We start from the raw sequence: 23,081 nt of genomic DNA, 5'->3' as shown, positions 1-23,081 counted from the left end.
AAGAGAAAAATATGACTAAAAGCAAAAAGATACCCATCCATACCATTACAGAATCTTTTTCCGGCATGAACATCGGAAGGATAGGAACTCAGGAATCTTTTATAGCTCCTCATGAGATTTCTCTGCCTCACAGACATGAACATTATTTCTGCATTTTGGTCGAAAAGGGGGAGATGGAAATTCTGGTAGATTTTAATAAGGTCATATTAACTCCTGATACGGTGTTTATGTCCTATCCGGGGCAAATACATCAATTTATATCCAGGACAGATTGTGAAGGATGGATTTTGTTTTTCGATGATACCCTGATAGGTGAAAAAGCCAGAACATTACTGGACCAGTTCCTGGCTGAAATCATCACAATGGATTTGTCCGTTAGTCAGGCCGAATTAATCAGGAATATGCTTGGGACAATTAATTATGTATATCAAAACGGCCGGGGGAGTATCTTTAGGAAACAAACCCTGCAGTCCTTATTGCTGGCATTTGTGTATGAAATTTCTTCCATTTATTCATCCAGTGAAAACAAGAAGCTGGTACAGCATTCGGCCCGTCAGATAAATATGGCCAAAACTTTTTGGCAATTGTTAAGAAAGGATACTGTCATAAAGAAGCCCTCTGATTTCGCAATGGAGATGAACATCACTACCGGCTACCTGAATGACGTGGTTAAGAAGGTAACCGGATATACAGTTACCGATGTCATACAAAAGGAAGTCATCAAAGAAGCCCAGCGACTCATCATATATTCCAGTTTATCATTGAAAGCAATTGCGGAAAAGTTAGGATTTAACGATTATAGATATTTTCTCCGTGTTTTCGGTAAAACGGCAGGGCAATCACCGGGAGCTTTTCGCGATAGCTTTCTATAAGGAATTGGTATTGCCAATAACCCTTTTACGATGTTCCAGACCCCAGGTGATCATGGCATCCATAACAGGATCAAGTGAGCTTCCCGAGGTGGTCAGTTCATACTCTACCGTAACCGGTATTGTGTTATAGACCGTACGGGTGACAATTCCATTAACTTCCAGATCTTTCAGCTCCTTAGACAGCATACGTGGCGTGATCCTGGGGATTCCATTTTGTATTTCCTTAAAGCGTTTTCTTCCAAAAAGTAAAGTGCCTATTATCGGCAACTTCCACTTACCACTTAATACATTCAAGGTGTCATTTACCGCCAATACGAATTCCGCCGGGCACTTTTTTACCTCTTCTAATTTTAATAATTTGCTCATTTTCTGCTGTTTATTCCAATACTATACCAAAGTATACCGGTATACTTTAGTATAGTGCTTACTAAAGTATAGCAAAGGTAAGGTATCTTTGTCTAATAAAAACAGAACGATGAAAGATAAAATGAAAATAGAGATTTGGAGCGATATCATGTGTCCATTCTGTTACATTGGAAAAAGGAAATTTGAATCGGCTCTGGCCCGGTTTTCTCACAAAGATGAAATACAGGTGGAATGGAAAAGCTATCAGCTGATACCAGAAATCAAGACATCGCCGGATAAAAGCCTGAATGAGTTTTTGGCTGAACAAAAGGGGATGAGCCTGGAACAGGCCAGCTCGATGAACAATCATGTGGTTCAATTGGCAAAACAGGTTGGACTTGTTTATAATCTTGATCGGGCAATCCCTGCAAATACTTTAAAAGCACACCGGTTTATCCATTTTGCAAAAAGGTATGGTAAGCAGGATGAAGCCGAAGAAATCTTGTTCAGGTCATATTTTACGGAAGGGAAGAACATTGACGATGATGGAATGCTGGTTCAATTTGGTATAGACATCGGTTTGGATGGCACTGCTCTGAAAACTGCTTTGGAAAACGGAAGTTTTGCCAATGACGTAAAAAAAGACATTTACGAAGCGCAACAGGTTGGTGTACGCGGTGTCCTTTTTTTGTGTTTGATCACAAATCTGCCATTTCAGGAGCTCAGGAAAGCCAGATCTTTCTGGAAACATTGGAGAATACATTTATAGAATGGCGAAAAGTGAATCCTGAAGTCAAACTGAAGGTGATAGAAGGACAGCGTTGCGCTCCGGATGGTAAATGTGATTAGGGAAACGAAAAGTTAACAAAACAAACATATGTATAAAGAGAAGATATTAATAACCGGAGCTTCAGGAGCCTTCGGAAAACATACGATTGATTTTCTGTTGAAAAAGGGAATCGCAGCCGGGAATATCGTTGCATTGATAAGAAGCCCTGAAAAAGGGCAGGAGCTAAAAGAGAAGGGGATCACTGTAAAAATAGGTGATTACGATAATTATCAATCACTGGTTGATGCATTTCAGGAAATTGATAAACTATTACTGGTATCGGGAACGGATCACAACCTGCGGTCGGAGCAACACGATAATGTCGTAAATGCAGCAAAAGAATCGGGAGTTAAACATGTGGTATACACAAGTGTAGAACGTAAAAATGAGACTTCATCATCTCCTTTGATCATGCTGTTGGCTTCTCACCTTTATACTGAAAAAGTAATTAAGGAAAGTGGTATTCCCTACACGATATTAAGAAACCCGCTGTATCTGGATTTTGTACCCGTTATCCTTGGTGATAAAGTCAGGGAAACAGGAGTGTTTTATCCGGCAGGTGAAACGAAAGCAGGTCCCGCTCTGAGAAGTGAGATGGCAGAAGTTGCTGCCAATATTCTGGCGACTGAAGGGCATGAAAACAAAGAATATTCAATGTCTAACAGCGATCAGGTCTCTTTTAAAGATATTGCCAAAATATTGACAGAAGTTTTCGGTAAAAAGATCAGCTATATCAGCCCTGACCTTGGTTTTTACAAGGACGCACTGGTGATGAACGGCGTACCCCCAGATTTTGTGGATGCAATTGCCGGCTTTGCAGAAGCCATCAGACAGGGGGAACTGCTTCCGGAAAAAACAGATTTAGAAGATTTACTGGGAAGGAAACCAACTACCGTAAAAGAATTCTTAAAACAAGCATATTCCCAGCCTGTTTCAGGTTAAAAACAGGTTACGATTTTATGGAAGTCTGCAAGATGATCAATCAGGTAATCAGGGTTCAGGCTCTTGCAGGCATCTTCATCTCCATATCCATAAGAAGCCCAGCATGATTTTATTCCACTGTTTTTCGCGAACAAAAGATCTGAATAGGTATCTCCGGTCATGATCACTTCGCTGTCGTTTTGAATCTGGAACTGTTTTTTTATAACGGATAGATAACTGTCGGGGGCGGGTTTCATATTGAGGTTTTGCATCAGCGGACTACCATCTGCAATCAACAGGTCTGTATACGCTTCAAGATGGAAAAACTTTAAGGAATTGCTGACGCTCTGAAAGCCTTTATTACTGAGCACAACTACAGTTTTGTTTTTCTCTTTCAGACCAGATAAAATTGCAGTCGCGCCCTCAAACAGGGTGGTATATTGGGCATCGATGTCATTGTAAATGGCTCTGTAGGAATTTACCATGGCTTTAACCTGCTCTGAAGGTAATGTCCTGCCTTCGGGATGCATGTGGATCATGGCTTCGCTGATGGTGATTCCTGAACCAATGGCTGCTAACCTCAGTTGTTCTTCCGGAACCGCAAGCTGGTATTCCCTGAAGGTTTCTGCAATCGCCTGGTTAATGGTGTTGTGGGTGTGACAGAGCGTTCCGTCATAATCGAAGAGAAAATAGTTGAGTGTGGTCATTGATATTGAATTTAATGGATCGTCGGGGATAAATGAAGTCTGCCGTAATATTTGTGAACGTTGGGGGTTTCAATAATCAGCAATAAAGTAGAGTTTATTTTTATTCTTAATTGCCGATTCACAGATTTCAATAATGGCATTGTATACTTCTTGCGCACCCAAACTCTCTGGAAGGACGATAGATTTCATGTGACCATAGAATTCTTCAAGACGGTCAATTTCCACCTCCCCATTGTTCTCATCACCCCAGGTGTCTTCATCATATTGATTGGAGGAGTGGTACTTATGTATGGTACTTTCAATGGGGAGCTCTCTATAGTCTGGATAAAACAGATCTAAGATCAATGTGAAATATGATGACCAAAACTCAACCTCAAATACCAACTCCCCGGATTCATTACGTTCTCTGAAGTAAGCCTCCCGAATTTGTACGAAAGTTTTTTTCTGAAAATCAGACACAAGATCTATTTTTCTCATATTTTGTTGGATTATATTAACAGCTAATCTAGTTATATTAACACCGTATGAAGCGATCAACGATGATAATTATTTTTCTAATGTTGTTTTTTGTACCTGGAATTTCAAAAAAATGCGACATGCGTATGAAGCCCTAAATTCAGAATCCTTTCCGGGTTGATCAAACTAAAAACAATGAAGATGAAAAGATCCCTATTTATCAGGATCACTATTACCAGGAGGTTTTGTGCGGGTACAAAAAGAGAAAGTATCTGAACCTCGGACCAACATAAAATTGGGCTTCAGAGCAATAAATAGTATATCTGATTAGCGCAATTTTGTGCTACAACATTTAAACTATAAAAAATGAGCAAGACAATTTTAATTACAGGAGCCGCAAGTGGTTTTGGGAAAATCGCTGCATTTGATCTGGCAAAAAAAGGACATAAGGTAATTGCTACCGCACAGGTTTATCCCCAAATGAGCGACTTAATAAGAGAAGCGAAAGCGCAGGGAATAGAACTTATTGTCGACAAACTGGATGTGACCAATTCCCGTGACATCGCCTATATCCACCAAAAATACGATATTGATATCCTGATCAGCAATGCAGGAATCATGGAAGGCGGACCAATAGCAGAGCAGCCTTTAGACCTGATCCGTTCTATGTTTGACGTGAATGTGTTTGGTGGACTGGAACTGGCGCAAGGTTTCATCAAAAAGTTTGTAGACCAGAAGAAAGCGGGCAAAATTGTATTTACGACTTCTATGGGTGGTTTATGGACCGTGCCTTATGTTGCTGCTTATTGTGCCTCAAAACATGCAATGGAATCAATAGCCGAAGGTTTAAGAACAGAACTGGCATCATTCAATATCAAGATTGCAACCTGTAATCCTGGTGTTTTTGGTACCGGTTTTAACGATCGTGGGGTGGATACCATTTCCCGTTGGTACGATCCTGAAACCAATTTTACACCAGCTTCAGTTTTTGACGGTACAACCGAATCATTAGCCCACCAGTTAGATCCCCAGTCAATGGCAGATTGTATTGTTGATGTGGCATTGGATGAAAATTCAAACTTTAGAAACGTACATCCGAAAGAAACCGAAGATTTTGTGAAACAATTGCAGGTAGAAGCCTGGACTGCAAAAAGCTAAAACAAATTACAAAAGCACGGGGAAATCTGTGCTTTTTTATTACAAATCAAAACAAAAAATGAACATAACATATAATGAAGCAGCGAAAGCCTTGAATGCTGCTGCAGAAAAAGCGAAATCATTAAACATTCCCGTAAGTCTGGCTGTAGTAGATACAGGCGGGCATCTGGTGGCTTTTGCAAGATTGGACAGTGTTTACGGGGTTATAGAATTCGCCCTGAAAAAAGCAAGAACGGCAGTGATGTTTGGTGTAGACAGCGAGGTGATGGGAACCATTGTCGCAGGGGCGGATGTGCATGGTTATGGAATGCTGAACACTAACGATGGATTACTAACGATTGCAGGTGGTGTGCTGATCAAAAATAAAGAAGGCAATATCATTGGAGCCATCGCCTCGTCTGGTGGATCACCAGAACAGGATAAAGAAATTGCAAGTGCAGGAAATGTTGTACTTTCTTAAAGATTTAAGATACTTGTATTATGGAAGGAAAGCGTGAAATAATTTTTGACAGGTTGGTGTATTCCTGTGTCTTTGAAAAACATAGAGGGCATGAAGAGTTTATTCCCGAACATTTTTTAGGCTTTCAGCTATCAGGCGAAACGCATGCTTTCCATGCAGATGGCAATACGGTCATTCCTGAAAATACAATTGTGCTGGTGAGGAAAAACCAATTGATCCGGACCATTAAGTATCCTTCCAAAACAGGGAAATACCAGTTTGTTTCCATTACGCTCGACAAAGAAACCTTGCAACAATACGCAATTGAAAACAAAATTGCAGTAAAGAAGAGGTATGATGGCAAACAGAAGTTGTTTTTTGAACCTGATGATTTCCTGCAAAATTATTTCATTTCACTTACGCCATATCTTAATAAGAAGAAAGAAGCAACACCTCGTTTGGCAGATTTAAAAATCAGGGAAGCGATCGAATTACTACTGCAAAGCAACCCTGATTTTAAACATATCCTCTTTGACTTTTCTGAACCTTACAAAATAGATCTGGAAGAATTTATGAACCATAACTATATGTTCAATGTCTCTACAGCATCGTTTGCTAAACTTACCGGCCGGAGCATGTCGAGCTTTAAACGGGATTTTTCTAAAACATTCGGTACCACGCCAAAGCAATGGCTACGGGATAAGCGTCTTGATGAGGCCTTTTACAGGATTAAACATAAGAAACAAAAACCTGCTGATATTTATCTGGATTTAGGATTTGAGAACTTGTCGCATTTTTATTTTTCCTTTAAACAAAAGTTTGGCTTAACCACATCAGAAATATAACTTCGATTTAATGGACTTTATTCAACAACTACAGATCTGGGTAAAAGGGGATGTCACTCAGGGAAAGATGATGGTAGGAACCGCAATTGTGCTGCTGTTGCCAGTTCTGATAGGCATCATGAGAAGCAGTAATACACTTCTGCAGGGCATGCTGATCCCGGTTGGTTTATTGTTGGTCATGAATCTGGGCTATGGAAGCTACTTACTTTTAAGCAGACCAAAGGCTTTGGTCCAGATTGAAACGCAGTTTCGCAAAGATCCTGAGAAAACCATGAAGCATGAGCTTACAAGGGCCAAAACAGAGGATAAAAGTTATGGTCTTTCAAAATCTGTATGGGCAGTATTAATGGTGATTTCAGCTGTGCTTTATTTTGTCTTCACGAAGAATTACTACAAGGGGTTGGCGCTTGGTTTGATCGGAATGTTTTTTGGAATGCTGATTATTGATGCGTTCTTGCATGATCGGGTGAAACAATATTTAACCAAATTAGATGGATGGTCCAATTTTAAAGAACTACCTACAATAAATCCATAGAAATTCCCTCCAGAGTAGATCATGTAGGTCTTCTGGTATACAATACCCGGTAAAAAGAGCCAAAATTCCCTTGTTAAACGATTAGTTTAACAGCTCCCATTCCGATTTTAAAATTGCAAATTGATATTCATTGATCCATTCACCATTTACAAACCGGTTTTCAATAAAATAACCTTCCTTTCTAAAACCAAGATCTTTTAATAAGTTGATCATTTCCTTGTTTCCTGTGTTTATACTCACAACAAGGCGGTTAATTTTTGCTTTTTTAAATAAAAGAGACAGCGTTTCTTTTATATCCACTTGTTCATTAGCAGGGGAGTTGATCCTGAGTTCAGCAATGCGGGCATCGTTCTGACTGAGTTTTAACTCCCAGTCACCGGATGCTTTTTGTTTAAGTTCATCCTGAAGTTGAAGGACAAATTCAGAACTATCTTTAGTTTCCAGTGTGTTATTGCCTGCAGTTTCTACTTTGCGATCTAAGTTCAAAGAGCCCACATGTACGCTATTGGAGACTGCTCTGCCATCCTGTCTGGCAAAAGAGATATAGGCTTCCATGCGTTTGTTGATATACGCCGGATCGATAGTGAGCACATCTTTACCCTCAACTCTTTTTGCCCCGATCAATTGGTAACAGGTATCTTTTAAATCAGGAAAATAGATCACGAGCATCGCCCGGTCATTATGATACTGACTCATCGGAATGTCCGATATGTCCCAGTTAAAGGTGATTTTCTCCTCATTCTGGCTGATCGAAGCATTCACCGCCACAGGCAGTGTTCCCATGCTCATTAATACTTTGCTGTAGTCCAGACTAATGTTTGGATATTCACCCTGAAGGGCATTCTTTTTATTGTAAGAAACGGCTTCATTGTATTCGTTTCTGTCCGTTCCGACAACCGCAAGGCGGAATCCTGCACGGATCGCATGAATTGAAGGGTTTAGGATTTCATTGACCACTGTCATCTTCTGGCAATTTGCTTTTCTTGCCGGAGTAAGTGGTTTTTCGCTTTTGCCTATCATTCTGATGACATGTTTACCTTTTAAGGTATAACCTACCAGGTTGCCGACTCTACCATGGAATCCGCCAAATAACCCATTTATTAATGTTCCCATTTTTAATTTATTTAAGTAAGTGATTGAATTGATTAAAAACAATTTACGAAATGTTTTTCACATGGTATTCATATGCGTTATCCTAAAACAAACGGTCATTTGATTTCGAAAACATGGTTAAAAGGTCTGTCAGACCAATCATAGACCTATCAACCTTTTGTTAATCGTTAAATGATGGTCAATTGAAGGATAACAGATATATAACACATCTGAAACGGATCTAAACAGGATTTTTTTTGATCTGGAAGAGGTGTACTGGACTTTTATGCGATGGTGGGGCCATCTTTTTTTTCTGTAACAATTTGTAAATGTAAAAATCTAACAATTGTGTGGCAATTAATATTGACTCACAGTTTAATTTTGCACGATAAATCAATCAAAATGACTAGAAAGGGTTTCTCCAGCCTTGGTATATTTTTACTGACCTCCATTTCTCTCTTACCCATGTTTATCCTGTATAGACTGGCAGATCTGTTGTACGTGCTGGTTTATCATGTTTTTGGTTACCGCAGAGCGGTAGTGAGGGGAAACCTGAAGCTTTCATTCCCTGAAAAGAGTGATGCTGAAATTAACGTTATTGAAAAGAAGTATTACAAGTTCCTGGCTTCGCTCGTCGTTGAAATTGTGAAAATGAAGAGCATCTCTGAAAAGGAACTCAAAAAACGGGTAAAGTTTAAAAATGCGGATCTGGTAAATGCTTATTTGCAGAATAATGAGAGTGTACTTTTCTGCTCTGCACATTTTGGCAATTATGAGTGGGTATGTATGGGCATTGGGCTGGAGTTTTCTGCTGGGGATCATTACCCTATTTATAAGCCTTTGAGTAACCCTGTTTTTGACAATTGGTTTTTGCAGATGAGGAGCAGATTCGGGAACCGTATGGTCTCCATGCGTCAAACCCTAAGAACTATACAGACTACAAAGAATACCACCAGCATGTTTACTTTTGGTAGTGACCAGGCGCCTTCCAATGGGGAATCCAATTACTGGACTACCTTCTTAAATCAGGAAACTTCTATCCAGCTGGGCATTGAAAAAATAGCAAAGAAAAGCAACAGGCCGGTTTTTTATCTGAAAATAAACTACCTCAAACGTGGCTATTATGAAGTGGATTGTGTTCCGATTTGTTTAAACCCGGCCGAAACTGCTGAATTTGAAATTACCTTGCTTCAAACACGCTTTCTTGAGGAAATGATCAAAGAAGCACCAGCTTACTGGTTGTGGAGCCACCGCCGCTGGAAACACAAACCACCTGCAGCAAAAGTAAAAGAAGTGTATACAGAAGCATAAAGATCAGTTAACGGGCTCCTTGATAGTTTGAGAAAGTACAATAGAATAAGATAACTTAACTGTTCATTTTATTCATTTTGCCTTAAAACCGATGTCTATATCTTGTTTAACTCAGTATGTCGATATATTTGATGATGAGAAGTTTCATGATGAAAAATCGCATAAGGATCTTTCGAAGGGAGAAAAATCTAACCCAGGCTGAATTTGCAAAACTACTCGATATCACCTCATACAGATTTCGTAGTTTGGAGAGCGGACGGGCATTGCCTTCGCAAGGACTGGCAATGAAAATAGCAGAGATGCTTGGGGTATCAATTGATCAGGTCTTCTTCATCGAGGAAAATCCCGGATAAAAACTGTTTCCTGAAATTACCTTAATCCTTATATTTGATAGCAGATATGAATATAGAAGAATTAAGGGACTATTGTTTAGAAAAACCGGGTGCTGCCGAGGGTTTTCCTTTTGGCGAAGATACCCTGGTTTTTAAAGTCGGAGATAAAGTTTTCCTGTTGACCAGCCTGGTAACCGGCAACCGTTTTAATGCCAAATGCGATCCCGAACGAGCCGTTGAATTGAGGGAACAATACGATGAAATCATACCAGGTTTTCACATGAACAAGAAACATTGGAATACGGTATTCATGGATGGTCGTCTGACCAGAAAGGAATTGAATGAGCTCATTGACCACTCTTATGAGCTGGTATTTAATAGTTTGCCTAAAAACAAACAACAGGAGATTGGTAAATAAAGGTCATAAAAGGTAAAGCCCTTTATGACCTTTATTTGTTATTTACCGGCGTACTTGTTATTTACCCAGGCTTAGCCTCAGATTCAGCTCAAAACTACCGTTGGTATAAGCACTTAGTGCAGAAGTTTGTGTAGTATACGTTCCACTGATCAGGTATTTGCTTTTGTAATCCATGCCTAATCCAAAAGTTGCACTTTCAGAGCTATGGTACATCACCATTGCAAAGACCTGCCTGTTGGCCATTCCAACCTGAACACCGCCATCCCAGATGTTATCATGTCCTTTTACACCACGGTAAACAACTTTGGGTTCTGCATCAAAACCATCGGGACCCTGACTGATTGGAAATCTGTAGCTCACTGCTGAGTAGAAAGTCGCTACGTCGGCCAGCTTAATGGTCTCTTTTTTCAGAAAAGTTTTGAGGTTGGGGATGGAAGCCTGTACCGTTAACCTGTTGCCGGTGTAGGCGATTCCAAAATCTCCGTCCAGGTAATTTTTACGGTTATTGTATTGCCCAACGAGCGGGTCATTGGGATTTCCGTAAAGATCTGTGTCTTCCAGGCGTTGAGATAAGATCCCTAAGGAGAGCCCGAAATGAAGTGCATCATTTTTCTCATTTAGCCTGAGGTGGTAAGCATAGGTGGCCAATACCCGCGTTTGTCTTTGCAGACCGGCACTTTCATTGTTTACGTTCAAGCCAATACCAACCCTCTTAAAGCCATAATCCGCAGTAAGGCTCTGGGTTACAGGAGCACCCGGCACATTGTCCCAGAGTTTGCGATAGGAGCCATTGATTTTTATACCTCCGGTATAACCCGCAAAGGCCGGATTGATCACATACTGATTGATATAGTACTGAGCAGACAAGGGATTTAACTGCGCTTTTGCTGTGTTTACTGAAGCGGTGAAAGCAATCAGTAAACCTATTTTGTGTATGATTTTCATGTCTCTTCGTAATGGTTATGAAGCCTGCATTCCTTTGAATGGGTAATGCAGGCTCCTTAATTATTAATTTTCTCTGATAACAGTAATAAAGCCTCTGAATTTAAGCCTGTTCGTTCCAAAGTCTATGATGTAATAATAGGTTCCTTCATCTAAAGGCCGTCCGTTCAGCATGGCATCCCAGCTGTTGTCGTATCCTTTTTTGGTGTACAGGATCCTTCCGGCCTTATCAAAAACCTTCACTTCATTATTCGGATAGAAATCAATGTTATCTATGATCCATTTATCATTAAAACCATCGCCGTTAGGACTCAGGATATTGGTTCCCTTGATGAGGGCAAGATCATCCAGTACGCCCAGGGTAAAGGTTTGTGTTTGTGAACAACCGTTGGCATTCGTTGCGGTTACTGTATAGGTGGTGGTTTCACGTGGTCTTACCGTTAGCGTTGCTGAGTTAAGACCAGTCAGAATGCCGCTGCTGTTTGACCATACGTAATTTGTTCCGCCACTTGCAGTAAGCTGCACTGTTGCGCCTTTGCTCACCTGATTCCCCTGGTTGCTGCTGATCGTTACGATTGGCGTGCTGTTGACCGTCAGGACGAATGAACGGGTTTCGGTATCGATACCACCATTTTCTGTACCTCCATCGTCTTTCACCATTACCGTAACTGTGGCGGTGCCCGCAGCTCCGCTTCTCAGTTTGTAGGTTAAGGTTCCTGTAGCAGCGCTACCGGATACTTTTAAGGATTCAAACAGACTGGAGTTGGTACTGGTAACAGTTAGTTTTGCAATCTGACCGCTTTCCGGACCTGCACTGATTCCTGTAAGGTTAACGGTTTGTGTAGCAGTGGTTGCACAGAGGGTCTGGTTACCGATTGCCGCAAGCGTAGGGGCCTCGTTCACATCACTTAGGTTAATCGTCAGCTCTTTGTCCAGCGAAGTGTTGTTTTGTGTAGTAGAACGAACCCTTACTTTGAAAATGGATTTGCTTTCAAAATCCAGCGCTGCATTGCTGAGTAGTTTATTGCCGCTTATCGCAAACATTCCATTGTCTGTATCACCTGCACCTGTTACCAGGGAGTAGGTAAAGGTAGTGGCCGGGCGATCAGAAGTACTGCTGAGTGTTCCTGCAGAGGTTCCCAAAGCAGTATTTTCGTATAGTGGTACACTGGCAAGGCTGATGCTGGTAGGCACATCGGTCTTGATGGTCAGTGTTCCTTTCTGATAACTGATGGCGTAGTTGGCGGCCACAGCACCACTGATGTTGATGTCGTAGGTGCCTGCCGGACTATTGGTGGTTGCGGTAGTGCTTAAAGACGGGAGCGTTGTCAGCACTGAGCTGCTTTCTCCATTTGCCAAACCAACATAGCTTGCGGTTAACGGAGGATTTGCATCACCCAGAAATTTAACCTGAGGATCAGCGGTGATGGTCAGGGCTTTTCTGTTTACGGTTAGCTTGCCATTGGCATAAGCAAAACTGTAATTCCCCAGGCCTGTTCCTATGGCTGCTGAAGGAATGATGTCATAATCAGAGCCTGCAACGCTTGCCGTTGCTGCGGCACCCGGACTGCTGAAGCTTAACGAAGTGATGGTATTTCCATTGATCAGACCGGTTGCTGTAAACTCGCTGCCGGTAAAAATCAGGGCCTCACCATAAGTCTTGTTCAGGTTTTTGGCGGTGATGGTCAGCGTTTTTTGCGTGATCGTCAGCGTGCCATCCGGGTTGTTAACGGTATAGTTAGCCAGTTTGTTCCCTGGATCTGCTAATGTAGCAACGATTGGGTAGGTCTGGCCTCCTGCAGCAGTTGCCAAGGCACCGGTGCTGCTTCTGGTAACGAGGATATTATCGCCGTTTTGAAGCCCGGTGATGTTTCCGGTAAAGTCGGTATTGGTCAGTACATCACCGTATACTTTAGAGCGACTGTTGTTGACGATGGTTAGCGTTGCATTGTTAACCGTTAATGTCTGCTGTACATTGGCCGCTGCATTGACGCTTCCGTTGCCCGGCTGACTTGCCGTGATGGTGGTACTTCCGGATTTCAAGATCGTGGCCATATTGCCTGCAATGGAAACGATAGCAGTATTTGTGGCTGTATATTGGATCGGAAGACCAGCAGATGAATTTACATTCCCCAAACTAAAGGAGGCATCTCCATAAGTTTTTGTGGCTATTGCATTGAAAGTAATGGTCTGACTGCCTTTGGGAACCGCAGATACATCCGCACTTAAGGCACTGACATTGCCAGCCTGATCCAAAGCCTGAATGCGGTAGTAATAAGTCGTACCATTGATTAATCCCACATTCGTAAAGGTTGTTGTTCCAGCCGGAACATCAGCAAGGACGGTGGTTGGCGATGGACTGGTTCCGTAAAGAATCCTGTATTTTGCCAGATCAGGCTCTGAATTAGCCGCCCAGTTCAGGATGAGCTGTGTATCACCCGAAGCGGCGATAAGGCCCGCAGGAATTGCAGGGGCAGTACGGTCGAAGGTTACTGAGCCGGTACCTGTAGAAACCGGAGTTCCTGCATTGCCTGTAAGGTCACTGAAAACGATGTTGTAGGCAACCAGACCTTCCGGATCTGTTGAAGTAAAGGTGTAAGTAGCCGTCCAGTTATTGCCTGTGGCTGTAGGCGTTACCGTATGACCAGCGATCGTTACCACAGGTGTCTGCAAGGTTTCGCTGGCCGTAAAGGTCAGGGTAGCCGTGTTGCCTGTTTTGGCAAGGGTAGGAACCGTATAATCAGAAACAATGTTTACCGCAGTTAAGACTGGTGCAGATTTGTCAAATGTTACAGATCCGGTGCCTGTAGATACCGGAGTTCCTGCATTGTTTGCCAAATCGCTGAAAGCAATGTTGTAGGCCACTAATCCTTCTGCATCTGATGAAGTGAAGGTATAGCTGGCGGTCCAGTTGTTGCCCGTAGCTGTTGGCGTTACTGTATGGCCCGCGATGGTAACCACCGGGGTTTGCAGCACTTCGCTTGCGGTAAAGGTTAAGGTTGCGGTATTGCCAACTTTTGCCAGGGTAGGATTGGCATGGTCTGAAACAATATTTACCGCAGACAGGGTCGGTACAGATTTATCGAATGTCACGCTGCCTGCACCTGTGGAAACCGGGGTACCCGCATTTCCGGAAAGGTCACTGAAAGCGATGTTGTAAGCAACCAGGCCTTCCGTATCTGTTGAAGTGAAGGTGTAAGTGGCTGTCCAGTTGTTTCCTGAAACTGTTGGTGTTACCGTATGACCTGCGATCGTTACTATTGGTGTTTGCAGTGGCTCACTGGCGGTAAAGGTCAGCGTTGCAGTATTGCCAACGATAGCAAGAAAAGGAAGGGCATTGTTCGATGAAATTTCTACCGCAGACAAGGTCGGCGTAGATTTATCAAAGGTGACGCTGCCTGTACCTGTAGAAACCGGAGTTCCTGCATTTCCTGCCAGATCACTGAAAGCGATTTGGTAAGGAACCAAACCTTCTGCGTCGGTAGATGCAAGGGGATAGGTTGCTGTCCAGTTGTTTCCAACTGCGGTTGGGATTACCGTATGACCTGCGATGCTGACCACTGGAATCTGTAACGCTTCACTGGAAGTAAAGGTTAAGGTAATGTTGTTACCAACCTTCCCAAAGAGTGGATTGGCATTGTCGGATGCAATGTTTACCGCGCTTAAAGTTGGCGTGGTACGGTCGAAGGTCACACTTCCTGTTCCTGTGGAAACAGGGACACCCGGGTTTCCGATCAGATCACTAAAGGCAATGTTGTAGGCTACCAATCCTTCGCTGTCTGCTGAAGTAAAGGTGTAGTTGGCCGTCCAGTTATTGCCTGTAGCTGTTGGAGTTACCACATGGCCCGCAATGCTGACTACCGGAGTTTGTAAAGTCTCACTGGCTGTAAAGGTCAGGGTAGCGGTATTGCCAACTTTCGCGAAGATCGGATTGCTGTTGTTTGATGTGATATTTACCGCGCTTAGGGTTGGTACGGTATGGTCAAACGTATAGAAATCACCTGTCAGACCGGTTGCAATGTTGTTTCCGGCAATATCGGCAATTCCTGTTCCTGCATTGTTCAGGTTCAGTCCGATGGTCCCGCTACCGGTGATGGCATTGACGGTTACCGTGTAAACGGTGTTGTCTGCTGTGGTGACGCCTGCGATTGTTCCGGCAGTACCAGTTGTCGCAATGCTAAAGTCTGTCACCTGTACATCAGATACGCTTTCCGAGAAGGTTACCTTATAGCGCACACTCGTGGCCAGGGTAGGATTCGGATCTGCCAGGGCGATACTGCTGATCACCGGAATAGTGGTGTCTATGGTTACCGCAAGACCTGTGGAAACCGGACTTACATTACCCGATGCATCTGTTGCTTTAGCAGTAACAGTATGTACACCTGGTGTTAAGGTAGTTGCAGTAATCGACCAGTTTCCACCAGTGGCGATGCCTGTTCCAAGTACGGTTGTTCCGTCGGTATCGTATAAAGTTACAGTAGCACCTGCTTCAGCAGTTCCGGTAAATACAGGGATCGTCACATTAGTGATGTTGTCTGTATTTGAGAAACCACTGTCGCTGGCTGAGGCCAGTACAGGTGCTGATGGTGCATTTGGATTGGAAGTGTCAAAGGTTAACGGAGGAGTTGTACCTGCGCCACCATTGTTACCTGCAATGTCCGTATAAGTGGCTGCTGCCACAGTGATACTTGCTGTACCTTCGTTGGTAGCTGCAGTTGGGGTAAAGGTCGCTGTGCGGGTCAGGCCTGTGCCCGATATCGCAGCTAATGTACCACCAGTAACGACTACATCACCTGTTGTTCCATTCCAGGCGAAAGTAGTGCCGGGATCTTCAGAGAAGGTAAAGGTAATCGTTGCGGTTTCCCCTGATTTCAATTGAGGAACACTGCTGGTAATGGCCAGTGTAGGTGAAGTGGTATCGATCGTTACGGCAAGACCTGTTGAAGCCGGACTTACATTGCCTGCTGCATCAGTTGTTTTTGCGGTAACAGTATGTACGCCTGGTGTTAAGGTAGTAGCAGTGATCGACCAGTTTCCACCGGTAGCAATACCGGTTCCAAGTACGGTTGTTCCGTCGGTATCGTATAAAGTTACTGTAGCACCTGCTTCAGCCGTTCCGGTAAATACAGGGATCGTCACATTAGTGATTTGGTCTGTATTTGAAAAACCACTGTCGCTGGCTGAGGCCAGTACAGGTGGAGATGGTGCATTTGGATTGGAAGTATCAAAGGTTAAAGGAGGAGTTGTACCTGCGCCACCATTGTTACCTGCAGCATCCGTATACGTAGCCGCTGCTACCGTTATACTTACGGTACCGGCATTGGTACCTGCTGTTGGGGTAAAGATTGCGGTACGTGTTAAACCTGCGCCTGAAATCGCAGCGAGTGTGCCACCGGTAACGACTACATCACCTGTAGTTCCGTCCCAATTGAATGTGGTTCCAGGATCTTCAGAGAAGGTAAAGGTAATTGTTGCGGTTTCCCCTGATTTCAATTGAGGAACATTGCTGGTAATGGCCAGTGTAGGTGAAGTGGTATCGATGGTGACTGCAAGACCTGTGGAAGCTGGACTCACATTGCCTGCTGCATCTGTTGCTTTTGCAGTAAGGGTGTGTACACCTGGTGTTAAGGTAGTCGCCGTGATTGACCAGCTTCCTCCGGTAGCAATACCAGTTCCAATTACCGTTACGCCGTCAGTATCATATAAATTTACTGTCGATCCTGCTTCGGCTGTTCCGGTAAATACAGGAGTGATTACGTTGGTGATGTTATCCGAGTTGGATACGCCACTATCGCTGGCCGCTGCCAGAACCGGTGCCGATGGAGCAGCAGGATTTGAAGTGTCAAAGGTCAGTGACGGAGTAGTTCCCGCGCCGCCATTGTTACCTGCAATGTCCGTATAAGTGGCTGCTGCCACGGTGATGCTAGCTGTGCCTGCGTTGGTACCTGCAGTTGGGGTAAAGATTGCTGTACGTGTTAAACCTACGCCTGATATCGCTGCTAATGTACCACCAGTAACGACTACATCACCTGTTGTTCCATTCCAGGCGAAAGTAGTGCCGGGATCTTCAGAGAAGGTAAAGGTAATTGTTGCGGTTTCCCCTGATTTCAATTGTGGTACATTGCTGGTAATGGCCAGTGTTGGTGAAGTGGTGTCGATGGTTACGGCAAGACCTGTTGAAGCCGGACTCAGATTGCCTGCTGCATCAGTTGTTTTTGCAGTAAGGGTATGTACGCCTGGTGTTAAGGTAGTAGCAGTGATCGACCAGTTTCCGCCAGTGGCGATGCCTGTTCCAAGTACGGTTGTTCCGTCGGTATCGTATAAAGTTACTGTAGCACCTGCTTCAGCCGTTCCGGTAAATACAGGGATCGTCACATTAGTGATGTTGTCTGTATTTGAGAAACCACTGTCGCTGGCTGAGGCCAGTACAGGTGCTGATGGTGCATTTGGATTGGAAGTATCAAAGGTTAACGTAGGAGTTGTACCTGCGCCACCATTGTTACCTGCGATATCCGTATAAGTGGCTGCTGCCACAGTGATACTTGCTGTGCCTGCGTTGGTACCTGCAGTTGGGGTAAAGGTCGCCGTGCGGGTCAGGCCTGTGCCCGATATCGCAGCTAATGTACCACCTGTAACGACTACATCACCTATAGTTCCATTCCAGGCGAAAGTAGTGCCGGGATCTTCAGAGAAGGTAAAGGTAATTGTTGCGGTTTCCCCTGATTTCAATTGAGGAACACTGCTGGTAATGGCCAGTGTTGGTGAAGTGGTATCGATCGTTACCGCAAGACCTGTTGAAGCCGGACTTACATTGCCTGCTGCATCAGTTGTTTTTGCAGTAACAGTATGTATGCCTGGTGTTAAGGTCGTAGCAGTGATCGACCAGTTCCCACCGGTAGCAATACCGGTTCCAAGTACGGTTGTTCCGTCAGTATCGTATAAAGTTACTGTAGCACCTGCTTCAGCAGTTCCGGTAAATACAGGGATCGTGACATTAGTGATGTGGTCCGTATTTGAGAAACCACTGTCGCTGGCTGAGGCCAGAGCAGGTGTAGATGGCGACGCCGGATTTGAAGTATCAAAGGTTAACAGAGGAGTCGTACCTGCACCACCATTGTTACCTGCAGCATCGGTATATGTAGCCGCTGCGACAGTAATGCTTACAGTACCTGCGTTGGTACCTGCTGTTGGTGTAAAGATTGCTGTACGTGTTAAACCTGCGCCTGAAATCGCAGCGAGTGTGCCACCTGTAACGACTACATCGCCTGTAGTTCCGTCCCAATTGAATGTGGTCCCCGGATCTTCAGAGAAGGTAAAGGTGATCGTTGCGGTTTCTCCTGATTTCAATTGAGGAACACTGCTGGTAATGGCCAGTGTAGGTGAAGTGGTATCGATGGTGACTGCAAGACCTGTTGAAGCCGGACTCACATTACCCGCTGCATCAGTTGCTTTTGCGGTAACAGTATGTACGCCTGGCGTTAAGGTAGTAGCAGTGATTGACCAGTTTCCTCCGGTAGCAATACCAGTTCCAATTACCGTTACGCCGTCAGTATCATATAAATTTACTGTTGATCCTGCTTCGGCTGTGCCGGTAAATACAGGAGTCGTTACGTTAGTGATGTTATCCGAGTTGGATACGCCGCTATCGCTGGCTGTAGCCAGAACAGGTGTAGATGGTGCTGCCGGATTGGAAGTATCAAAGGTGAGTGCCGGAGTAGTGCCTGCAGTACCATTATTCCCGGCCAGATCCGTATAAGTGGCTGCTGCAACAGTAATACTTGCAGTACCTGCATTGGTGGAAGCCGTTGGGGTAAAGGTTGCGGTGCGGGTCAGACCTGAGCCTGATATTGCGCCAAGTGTTCCTCCGGTTACCACTACATCGCCAACGGTGCCATCCCAGGTAAATGTTGTTCCCGGGTCTTCACTAAAAGTGAAAGTGATGGTGGCAGTTTCCCCTGATTTTAATTGCGGTACGTTGCTCGTGATGGCCAGGGTAGGGGCGGTAAGGTCTATGGTTACCGGAAGTCCTGTTGAAGCTACACTCACATTTCCGGCAGCATCTGTTGCTTTTGCCGAAATGGTATGCACGCCTTCTGCCAGGGCTGTGGAAGTAATAGACCAGATTCCACCGGTGGCGACAGCGGTTCCGAGTACGGTAGTTCCGTCTGTATCATATAAGGTCACTGTTGATCCCGCTTCGGCGGTTCCTGTAAAAACAGGAAGGGTGACATTGGTAATCTGATCTGTAGGTATACCACTGTCACTTGCCGCAGCCAACACAGGAGTTGAAGGTGCGTTCGGGGCTGTGGTATCGATAACGAAATTCTGATTTGCACCTAATGAGCCAGGAGCACCTGGCGTTGGTAGGGTTAAGGGCGCATTTGCACCAAGACCATTCTGAATGGTTGCTCCACCGGGCAGGGTAAGCGAGCCTATGGCACTATAGTCCAGGTCTGCGGAAGTTTCTCCGGCAGCTACCGTATAAGTGAAAGTGAGTACCGTGGTTCCTGAGCCTGAGGTATAGAGCCCCTTTCCTCCGCTGTTTAGCGCGAGTTCAGGAACTCCTGAGACCAGGGCAGGTTGGTCAAATGTGACCGTGACCAGCACCACGCCTCCTTCTTTGTAAGTAGTGACGGTGTTTGGGGAGTTCACATCTGTTACGGAAAAAGTAAGTAAGGTCTGATGTAGTCCCTGTGTAAATAATGGGTTTGTTCCAAGGGTACGAATCACCGCTTCTCCAACGGTAAAGCCCATCGTATTCCCTCCGGGCAGCACTAAGGTGCCACCAGCGGAACTGGTTGTATGGCTATTCGCAGATTGAGCATTTGCAGTTAAGCAAGCCAAAATCGAAACCCACAACAATATAATTGTTTTAAGGTATCTCATAATGATATGTTTAATGATTTTGGTGAACTGATTTACTCAATGCTTAATCCTGCGCTGGCATAGCCAGCGGTAGTTGTAATCAGACTGATACCTGCCGCTGAAGTAGAAAATACCAATAAAAAGCGTGTCTGGGGAGTTACCGGGATATTAAGTCCGGTGGTAATTCCGTTGGATATAGCGCCTATAGATATGATGCCTGATAATGACGGAGCTAAAGTAACTGAGGCTCCGGGAACTGCGGTAAAGCTGTTGTCTGGGGAAGTACTTGAATAAAGCTGTGCATTTATGGTTACGGTTGAGCCTATAAGTGATAAAGCTGCCGTAGTACTAAAATAAGCAGACATACTCTTTATGGTTCCACTTCTTGGCATAGAAAAGGCGAAATTCAGGAGTGTACCGGATGCTCCTGTCAAATCAATTGTGGATCCAAGTATGGAAACACTGGGTGCACTGCTCCCGAACCCGACAAAGCTTGGGGTACCAGCCAATCCACCGGCAATGGTAGTCATGCTTACAGGCATACCCGATGCGAAAGGAATGATTGCGCCGCCATTTGAACCTCCTGAAGCATCATTGGCATCTGTAATCCTTACCCATGCCCCGGATTTTGAATAATAAAAACCTTTGGTTCCACCAGTCTGATACACTAGTAAACCATCACTTGGAGAGGAGATTGCTGCTGCTGAGGTTACTCTTGGGATGAGGATTCCTTTAGTGGTCGACCAAATGTCCAGAACGGCATCATTTGCAGGAAAAGTGCCTGATCCGGGGCCGATTCCGACACCGCCGACATTGTTATTCAGAATGTTCGCACCTGCAGCGGTCCAGCGGTTGTCGTTGCTGGTTATTGCGGTTGAGGCGTTTAGCGCATAAGGAACACTAACCAGCTCTACAGTACCCAGCAAGGTGTACGCAGATCCACCTGCGATATCCGCTTCAATTTTGAGGTATTTATTTCCTGTAGCCCAGGGGATGAGGGCAAATGTACCCGTTACTACTGTTCCTGTTCCTATTTGTAAATTTACCAGTCCGAATGCATTGGTGGTAGGCAATTGCGTTTCTGTATATATCGCAGCGCCTACAGGGCCATTCTGGATAGTCAGCCGCATTCCTACAGCCTGACTGGGTACCGGCTGGCCCGTGGCGTTTCGGATCACCGCCTGATAATTGATTTTTTGTGGTGTTTGTGCGAAACTGTTAAGCACAAATAAAAAGAATGCCAGTAGCGTAAAAGTAAATTTTTTCATAAGAGAGGAATTAAGAGGGTTCAATTTAAACTTGGTAATGAAATACCATTTCAGAACGAATAGTATTTCATTAATAAAGTTATCGGCTTACGTATACTAAAAGTTAGATTTTAGCGTTGTACTTGTCTAACCATTGAATGGTTGTAAAAGAAAACTGTCTTTAGGAAACCTTTTTTTGAGAGAAATAGGCAGTTGGCATTAATCCTGTTTCCTTTTTAAATGCGTTATAAAATGTGGCTGTACTTTTAAATCCACATTCGTGCGCTACAGACTCAATCGTCATTCTTTCTGATTTGAGGGGGTATTGCTCCATGAAAGAGCGGATTCTGTATTCGTTGATCCAGTCTCTGAAATTCTTGCCAATTAGATTATTGAGTACAAAAGAGCAATGGTGAACAGGAATGTTGAGTTCTCCGGCGAGGTCAACAATCTGAAAATTCTCCAGCAGGTAGGGTTGTTTAATTTCCATGACTTCTTTCATGGAAATTGAATATTTTAACAACTGTTCAGGTAAAAGACTCATTTTTTTTGCCTGATTGATCTGTGCAGGCGCTTCGGTATCCCCATGTTTTTGTCCAGGGTTCAGGTTAACTGACACGAAAAGATAACCGTAAAACAATCTTGGATGATGCAATACGAAAACCATAATGATGAGTACGATCATACCATTTATGATCATGAATAACGTATTGATATACGGCTTGTCTATATTCCAGAAGGCGAGGGAAAGGAAGCCGGCCAGGTAAAAGAAAGTGCCTATCCTGAGAAACAACAACAACCAGTCTCTGCGGACGGGTTCAGTCTTTTTATCCAGAATTTTTGATTTTAATACCGCATACCAGGTAACCGATAAATAAACGATCACCAGAACAGGCCTGCCTAAATAATAGAAAACCGGAGAAAATAATCCTGTGCGCTCTGTAATGAACAGCTGTTTGTTTTCTGCAATCTGAATGGCAATCAAATTCCAGTTAACAGGGTTACTTAAATGCCAGGGAAATATATGGATAACCGCAAAAATAGCTGGCATAAAATGTAGCCATTGAAACTTAAGCGGCTGCTGGTTCCGCTGTATGAAACTGATCACGTATAAATAAAAACACGCGGGTGTGATGTACCATAAAGGAGTAAACAGTTGGTATACAAAAGGAAATAACGTTTGGTGATCAGAATGAATAAATAAGGTGATCAGGATCTGGCCAAACCTGGAAAGAAAAAGTAGGGCAAGCAGGCGATTCAATAGTCTATTCCCACGTTTAGCGAAAAACAAGTGCAGTGAGAACAGCAATAATAAAAAGCAGCTGATGCTGCTAAAAAAGAGAGAGAGGGTCATAACTTAGGAGGTTACTATCTTAAATGTAGCTTAATTATTTCAAAATATTACATGAAATTTATTGTCAGCTCAGCAATTTACTGGTGTTTTCAAAATATTGATTTTGATAGGTTGAAATAATAAAGCGTGTTTTTCTCTCCTTACGGTGTAATTGTTAACTCTTTGTTTTTTAGTTGTTTGTTTGTGTTGTTTTTGTTTGTTTACAGAGAAATATTCCTGTAAGTTGTTTTTCTTTAAAGCTATTGTATTTGTGTAAAAATGAATAAGATGAATAAAATCATCATGATCTTTGATGGAAAACTGGTCATTTGCTGAGCGGGGTAAGTGGAACATAGAAAAGTTATTATATCCTTTTATTTGGAACTGTTCTAAATAATAAGATATTTGTGCTGTTTATTCATCTAAGACCAATT

At 43.7% G+C, this 23,081-nt stretch carries 18 protein-coding genes; 10 read left to right on the top strand and 8 right to left on the bottom strand.

The window, feature by feature from the left end; translation table 11 throughout:
* The first annotated feature begins 11 nt into the window (after positions 1-11).
* The gene (locus BUC20_RS05640) at positions 12-872 is read left to right on the top strand and encodes an AraC family transcriptional regulator (RefSeq protein ID WP_073228481.1); all 861 of its coding nucleotides are present in this window, start codon (positions 12-14) and stop codon (positions 870-872) included.
* Here the strand turns inward: BUC20_RS05640 and BUC20_RS05635 are convergent.
* Positions 867-1,238 (bottom strand): winged helix-turn-helix transcriptional regulator, encoded by a 372-nt coding sequence (locus BUC20_RS05635; protein WP_073228480.1) that lies wholly within the window; start codon positions 1,236-1,238, stop codon positions 867-869. The genes BUC20_RS05640 and BUC20_RS05635 overlap by 6 nt on opposite strands.
* 109 nt (positions 1,239-1,347) lie before the next feature.
* Here BUC20_RS05635 and BUC20_RS05630 point away from each other — a divergent pair, with 109 nt between their 5' ends.
* Together BUC20_RS05630 and BUC20_RS05625 are read left to right on the top strand one after the other, a co-directional pair.
* Positions 1,348-1,986, top strand: a complete 639-nt coding sequence (locus BUC20_RS05630; protein ID WP_200800888.1) for a DsbA family oxidoreductase — start codon at positions 1,348-1,350, stop codon at positions 1,984-1,986.
* Between the two features lie 108 nt (positions 1,987-2,094).
* Entirely contained in the window at positions 2,095-2,988 is an 894-nt protein-coding gene (locus BUC20_RS05625; RefSeq protein ID WP_073228477.1) for an SDR family oxidoreductase, read from the top strand.
* Here the strand turns inward: BUC20_RS05625 and BUC20_RS05620 are convergent.
* On the bottom strand, positions 2,985-3,674 hold the full coding sequence (locus BUC20_RS05620) for an HAD family hydrolase (RefSeq protein ID WP_073228474.1): 690 nt from the start codon (positions 3,672-3,674) through the stop codon (positions 2,985-2,987). The two genes, BUC20_RS05625 and BUC20_RS05620, sit on opposite strands and share 4 nt — an antisense overlap.
* A 69-nt stretch (positions 3,675-3,743) precedes the next feature.
* A complete protein-coding gene (locus tag BUC20_RS05615; protein WP_143166704.1) occupies positions 3,744-4,133 on the bottom strand; it encodes a hypothetical protein in 390 nt (129 codons plus the stop codon).
* Positions 4,134-4,496: 363 nt separating this feature from the next.
* On the opposite strand from BUC20_RS05615, the gene BUC20_RS05610 reads away from it, so the two are divergent.
* From BUC20_RS05610 to BUC20_RS05595, 4 genes are read left to right on the top strand one after another with little or no spacing between them, the layout of a single operon-like run.
* Entirely contained in the window at positions 4,497-5,288 is a 792-nt protein-coding gene (locus BUC20_RS05610; protein ID WP_073228470.1) for an SDR family oxidoreductase, read from the top strand.
* A 58-nt stretch (positions 5,289-5,346) separates the two neighbouring features.
* Complete coding sequence (locus BUC20_RS05605; protein ID WP_073228468.1) at positions 5,347-5,748, top strand: GlcG/HbpS family heme-binding protein; 402 nt, start codon at positions 5,347-5,349, stop codon at positions 5,746-5,748.
* A gap of 20 nt (positions 5,749-5,768) precedes the next feature.
* Positions 5,769-6,572, top strand: coding sequence for a helix-turn-helix domain-containing protein (locus BUC20_RS05600; protein WP_073228466.1), 804 nt, complete (start codon positions 5,769-5,771; stop codon positions 6,570-6,572).
* A 10-nt stretch (positions 6,573-6,582) separates the two neighbouring features.
* On the top strand, positions 6,583-7,107 hold the full coding sequence (locus BUC20_RS05595) for a hypothetical protein (RefSeq protein WP_073228463.1): 525 nt from the start codon (positions 6,583-6,585) through the stop codon (positions 7,105-7,107).
* An 81-nt stretch (positions 7,108-7,188) separates the two neighbouring features.
* Here the strand turns inward: BUC20_RS05595 and BUC20_RS05590 are convergent, their stop codons facing one another.
* Positions 7,189-8,220 carry a GNAT family N-acetyltransferase gene (locus BUC20_RS05590; RefSeq protein WP_073228461.1) on the bottom strand — a complete coding sequence of 344 codons (1,032 nt, stop codon included), beginning with the start codon at positions 8,218-8,220 and terminating at the stop codon, positions 7,189-7,191.
* 270 nt (positions 8,221-8,490) lie between these two features.
* Here BUC20_RS05590 and BUC20_RS05585 point away from each other — a divergent pair, with 270 nt between their 5' ends.
* From BUC20_RS05585 to BUC20_RS05575, 3 genes are all read left to right on the top strand, one after another.
* On the top strand, positions 8,491-9,510 hold the full coding sequence (locus BUC20_RS05585) for a lysophospholipid acyltransferase family protein (RefSeq protein WP_262497405.1): 1,020 nt from the start codon (positions 8,491-8,493) through the stop codon (positions 9,508-9,510).
* Between the two features lie 116 nt (positions 9,511-9,626).
* Positions 9,627-9,863 (top strand): helix-turn-helix transcriptional regulator, encoded by a 237-nt coding sequence (locus BUC20_RS05580; RefSeq protein ID WP_084528564.1) that lies wholly within the window; start codon positions 9,627-9,629, stop codon positions 9,861-9,863.
* A 46-nt stretch (positions 9,864-9,909) separates the two neighbouring features.
* On the top strand, positions 9,910-10,260 hold the full coding sequence (locus BUC20_RS05575; RefSeq protein ID WP_073228456.1) for an MmcQ/YjbR family DNA-binding protein: 351 nt from the start codon (positions 9,910-9,912) through the stop codon (positions 10,258-10,260).
* Positions 10,261-10,317: 57 nt separating this feature from the next.
* Here BUC20_RS05575 and BUC20_RS05570 read toward each other — a convergent pair whose 3' ends face one another.
* From BUC20_RS05570 to BUC20_RS05555, 4 genes are all read right to left on the bottom strand, one after another.
* Positions 10,318-11,205, bottom strand: coding sequence for a PorP/SprF family type IX secretion system membrane protein (locus BUC20_RS05570; RefSeq protein WP_073228454.1), 888 nt, complete (start codon positions 11,203-11,205; stop codon positions 10,318-10,320).
* Between the two features lie 63 nt (positions 11,206-11,268).
* Positions 11,269-20,088, bottom strand: coding sequence for an Ig-like domain-containing protein (locus tag BUC20_RS05565; RefSeq protein ID WP_073228451.1), 8,820 nt, complete (start codon positions 20,086-20,088; stop codon positions 11,269-11,271).
* Between the two features lie 32 nt (positions 20,089-20,120).
* On the bottom strand, positions 20,121-21,335 hold the full coding sequence (locus BUC20_RS34380; protein WP_084528563.1) for an exosporium glycoprotein BclB-related protein: 1,215 nt from the start codon (positions 21,333-21,335) through the stop codon (positions 20,121-20,123).
* Positions 21,336-21,495: 160 nt separating this feature from the next.
* Positions 21,496-22,668 (bottom strand): helix-turn-helix domain-containing protein, encoded by a 1,173-nt coding sequence (locus BUC20_RS05555; RefSeq protein ID WP_073228449.1) that lies wholly within the window; start codon positions 22,666-22,668, stop codon positions 21,496-21,498.
* Positions 22,669-23,081 lie beyond the last annotated feature (413 nt).

The organism is Pedobacter caeni (assembly GCF_900129215.1).
Taxonomy (GTDB): domain Bacteria; phylum Bacteroidota; class Bacteroidia; order Sphingobacteriales; family Sphingobacteriaceae; genus Pedobacter; species Pedobacter caeni.
The sequence above is the reverse complement of the archived record's forward strand: the minus strand, read 5'-3'. Positions and strand labels throughout refer to the sequence as shown.

Bases quoted from the DNA above. Each gene is read 5' to 3' on its own strand.
- BUC20_RS05575 (WP_073228456.1), top strand. From the start codon at position 9,910: ATGAATATAGAAGAATTAAGGGACTATTGTTTAGAAAAACCGGGTGCT.
- BUC20_RS05630 (WP_200800888.1), top strand. From the start codon at position 1,348: ATGAAAGATAAAATGAAAATAGAGATTTGGAGCGATATCATGTGTCCA.
- BUC20_RS05580 (WP_084528564.1), top strand. From the start codon at position 9,627: ATGTCGATATATTTGATGATGAGAAGTTTCATGATGAAAAATCGCATA.
- BUC20_RS05565 (WP_073228451.1), bottom strand. From the start codon at position 20,088: ATGAGATACCTTAAAACAATTATATTGTTGTGGGTTTCGATTTTGGCT.
- BUC20_RS34380 (WP_084528563.1), bottom strand. From the start codon at position 21,335: ATGAAAAAATTTACTTTTACGCTACTGGCATTCTTTTTATTTGTGCTT.
- BUC20_RS05585 (WP_262497405.1), top strand. From the start codon at position 8,491: ATGGTGGGGCCATCTTTTTTTTCTGTAACAATTTGTAAATGTAAAAAT.
- BUC20_RS05640 (WP_073228481.1), top strand. From the start codon at position 12: ATGACTAAAAGCAAAAAGATACCCATCCATACCATTACAGAATCTTTT.
- BUC20_RS05620 (WP_073228474.1), bottom strand. From the start codon at position 3,674: ATGACCACACTCAACTATTTTCTCTTCGATTATGACGGAACGCTCTGT.
- BUC20_RS05610 (WP_073228470.1), top strand. From the start codon at position 4,497: ATGAGCAAGACAATTTTAATTACAGGAGCCGCAAGTGGTTTTGGGAAA.
- BUC20_RS05590 (WP_073228461.1), bottom strand. From the start codon at position 8,220: ATGGGAACATTAATAAATGGGTTATTTGGCGGATTCCATGGTAGAGTC.
- BUC20_RS05555 (WP_073228449.1), bottom strand. From the start codon at position 22,668: ATGACCCTCTCTCTCTTTTTTAGCAGCATCAGCTGCTTTTTATTATTG.
- BUC20_RS05605 (WP_073228468.1), top strand. From the start codon at position 5,347: ATGAACATAACATATAATGAAGCAGCGAAAGCCTTGAATGCTGCTGCA.
- BUC20_RS05625 (WP_073228477.1), top strand. From the start codon at position 2,095: ATGTATAAAGAGAAGATATTAATAACCGGAGCTTCAGGAGCCTTCGGA.
- BUC20_RS05600 (WP_073228466.1), top strand. From the start codon at position 5,769: ATGGAAGGAAAGCGTGAAATAATTTTTGACAGGTTGGTGTATTCCTGT.
- BUC20_RS05595 (WP_073228463.1), top strand. From the start codon at position 6,583: ATGGACTTTATTCAACAACTACAGATCTGGGTAAAAGGGGATGTCACT.
- BUC20_RS05570 (WP_073228454.1), bottom strand. From the start codon at position 11,205: ATGAAAATCATACACAAAATAGGTTTACTGATTGCTTTCACCGCTTCA.
- BUC20_RS05635 (WP_073228480.1), bottom strand. From the start codon at position 1,238: ATGAGCAAATTATTAAAATTAGAAGAGGTAAAAAAGTGCCCGGCGGAA.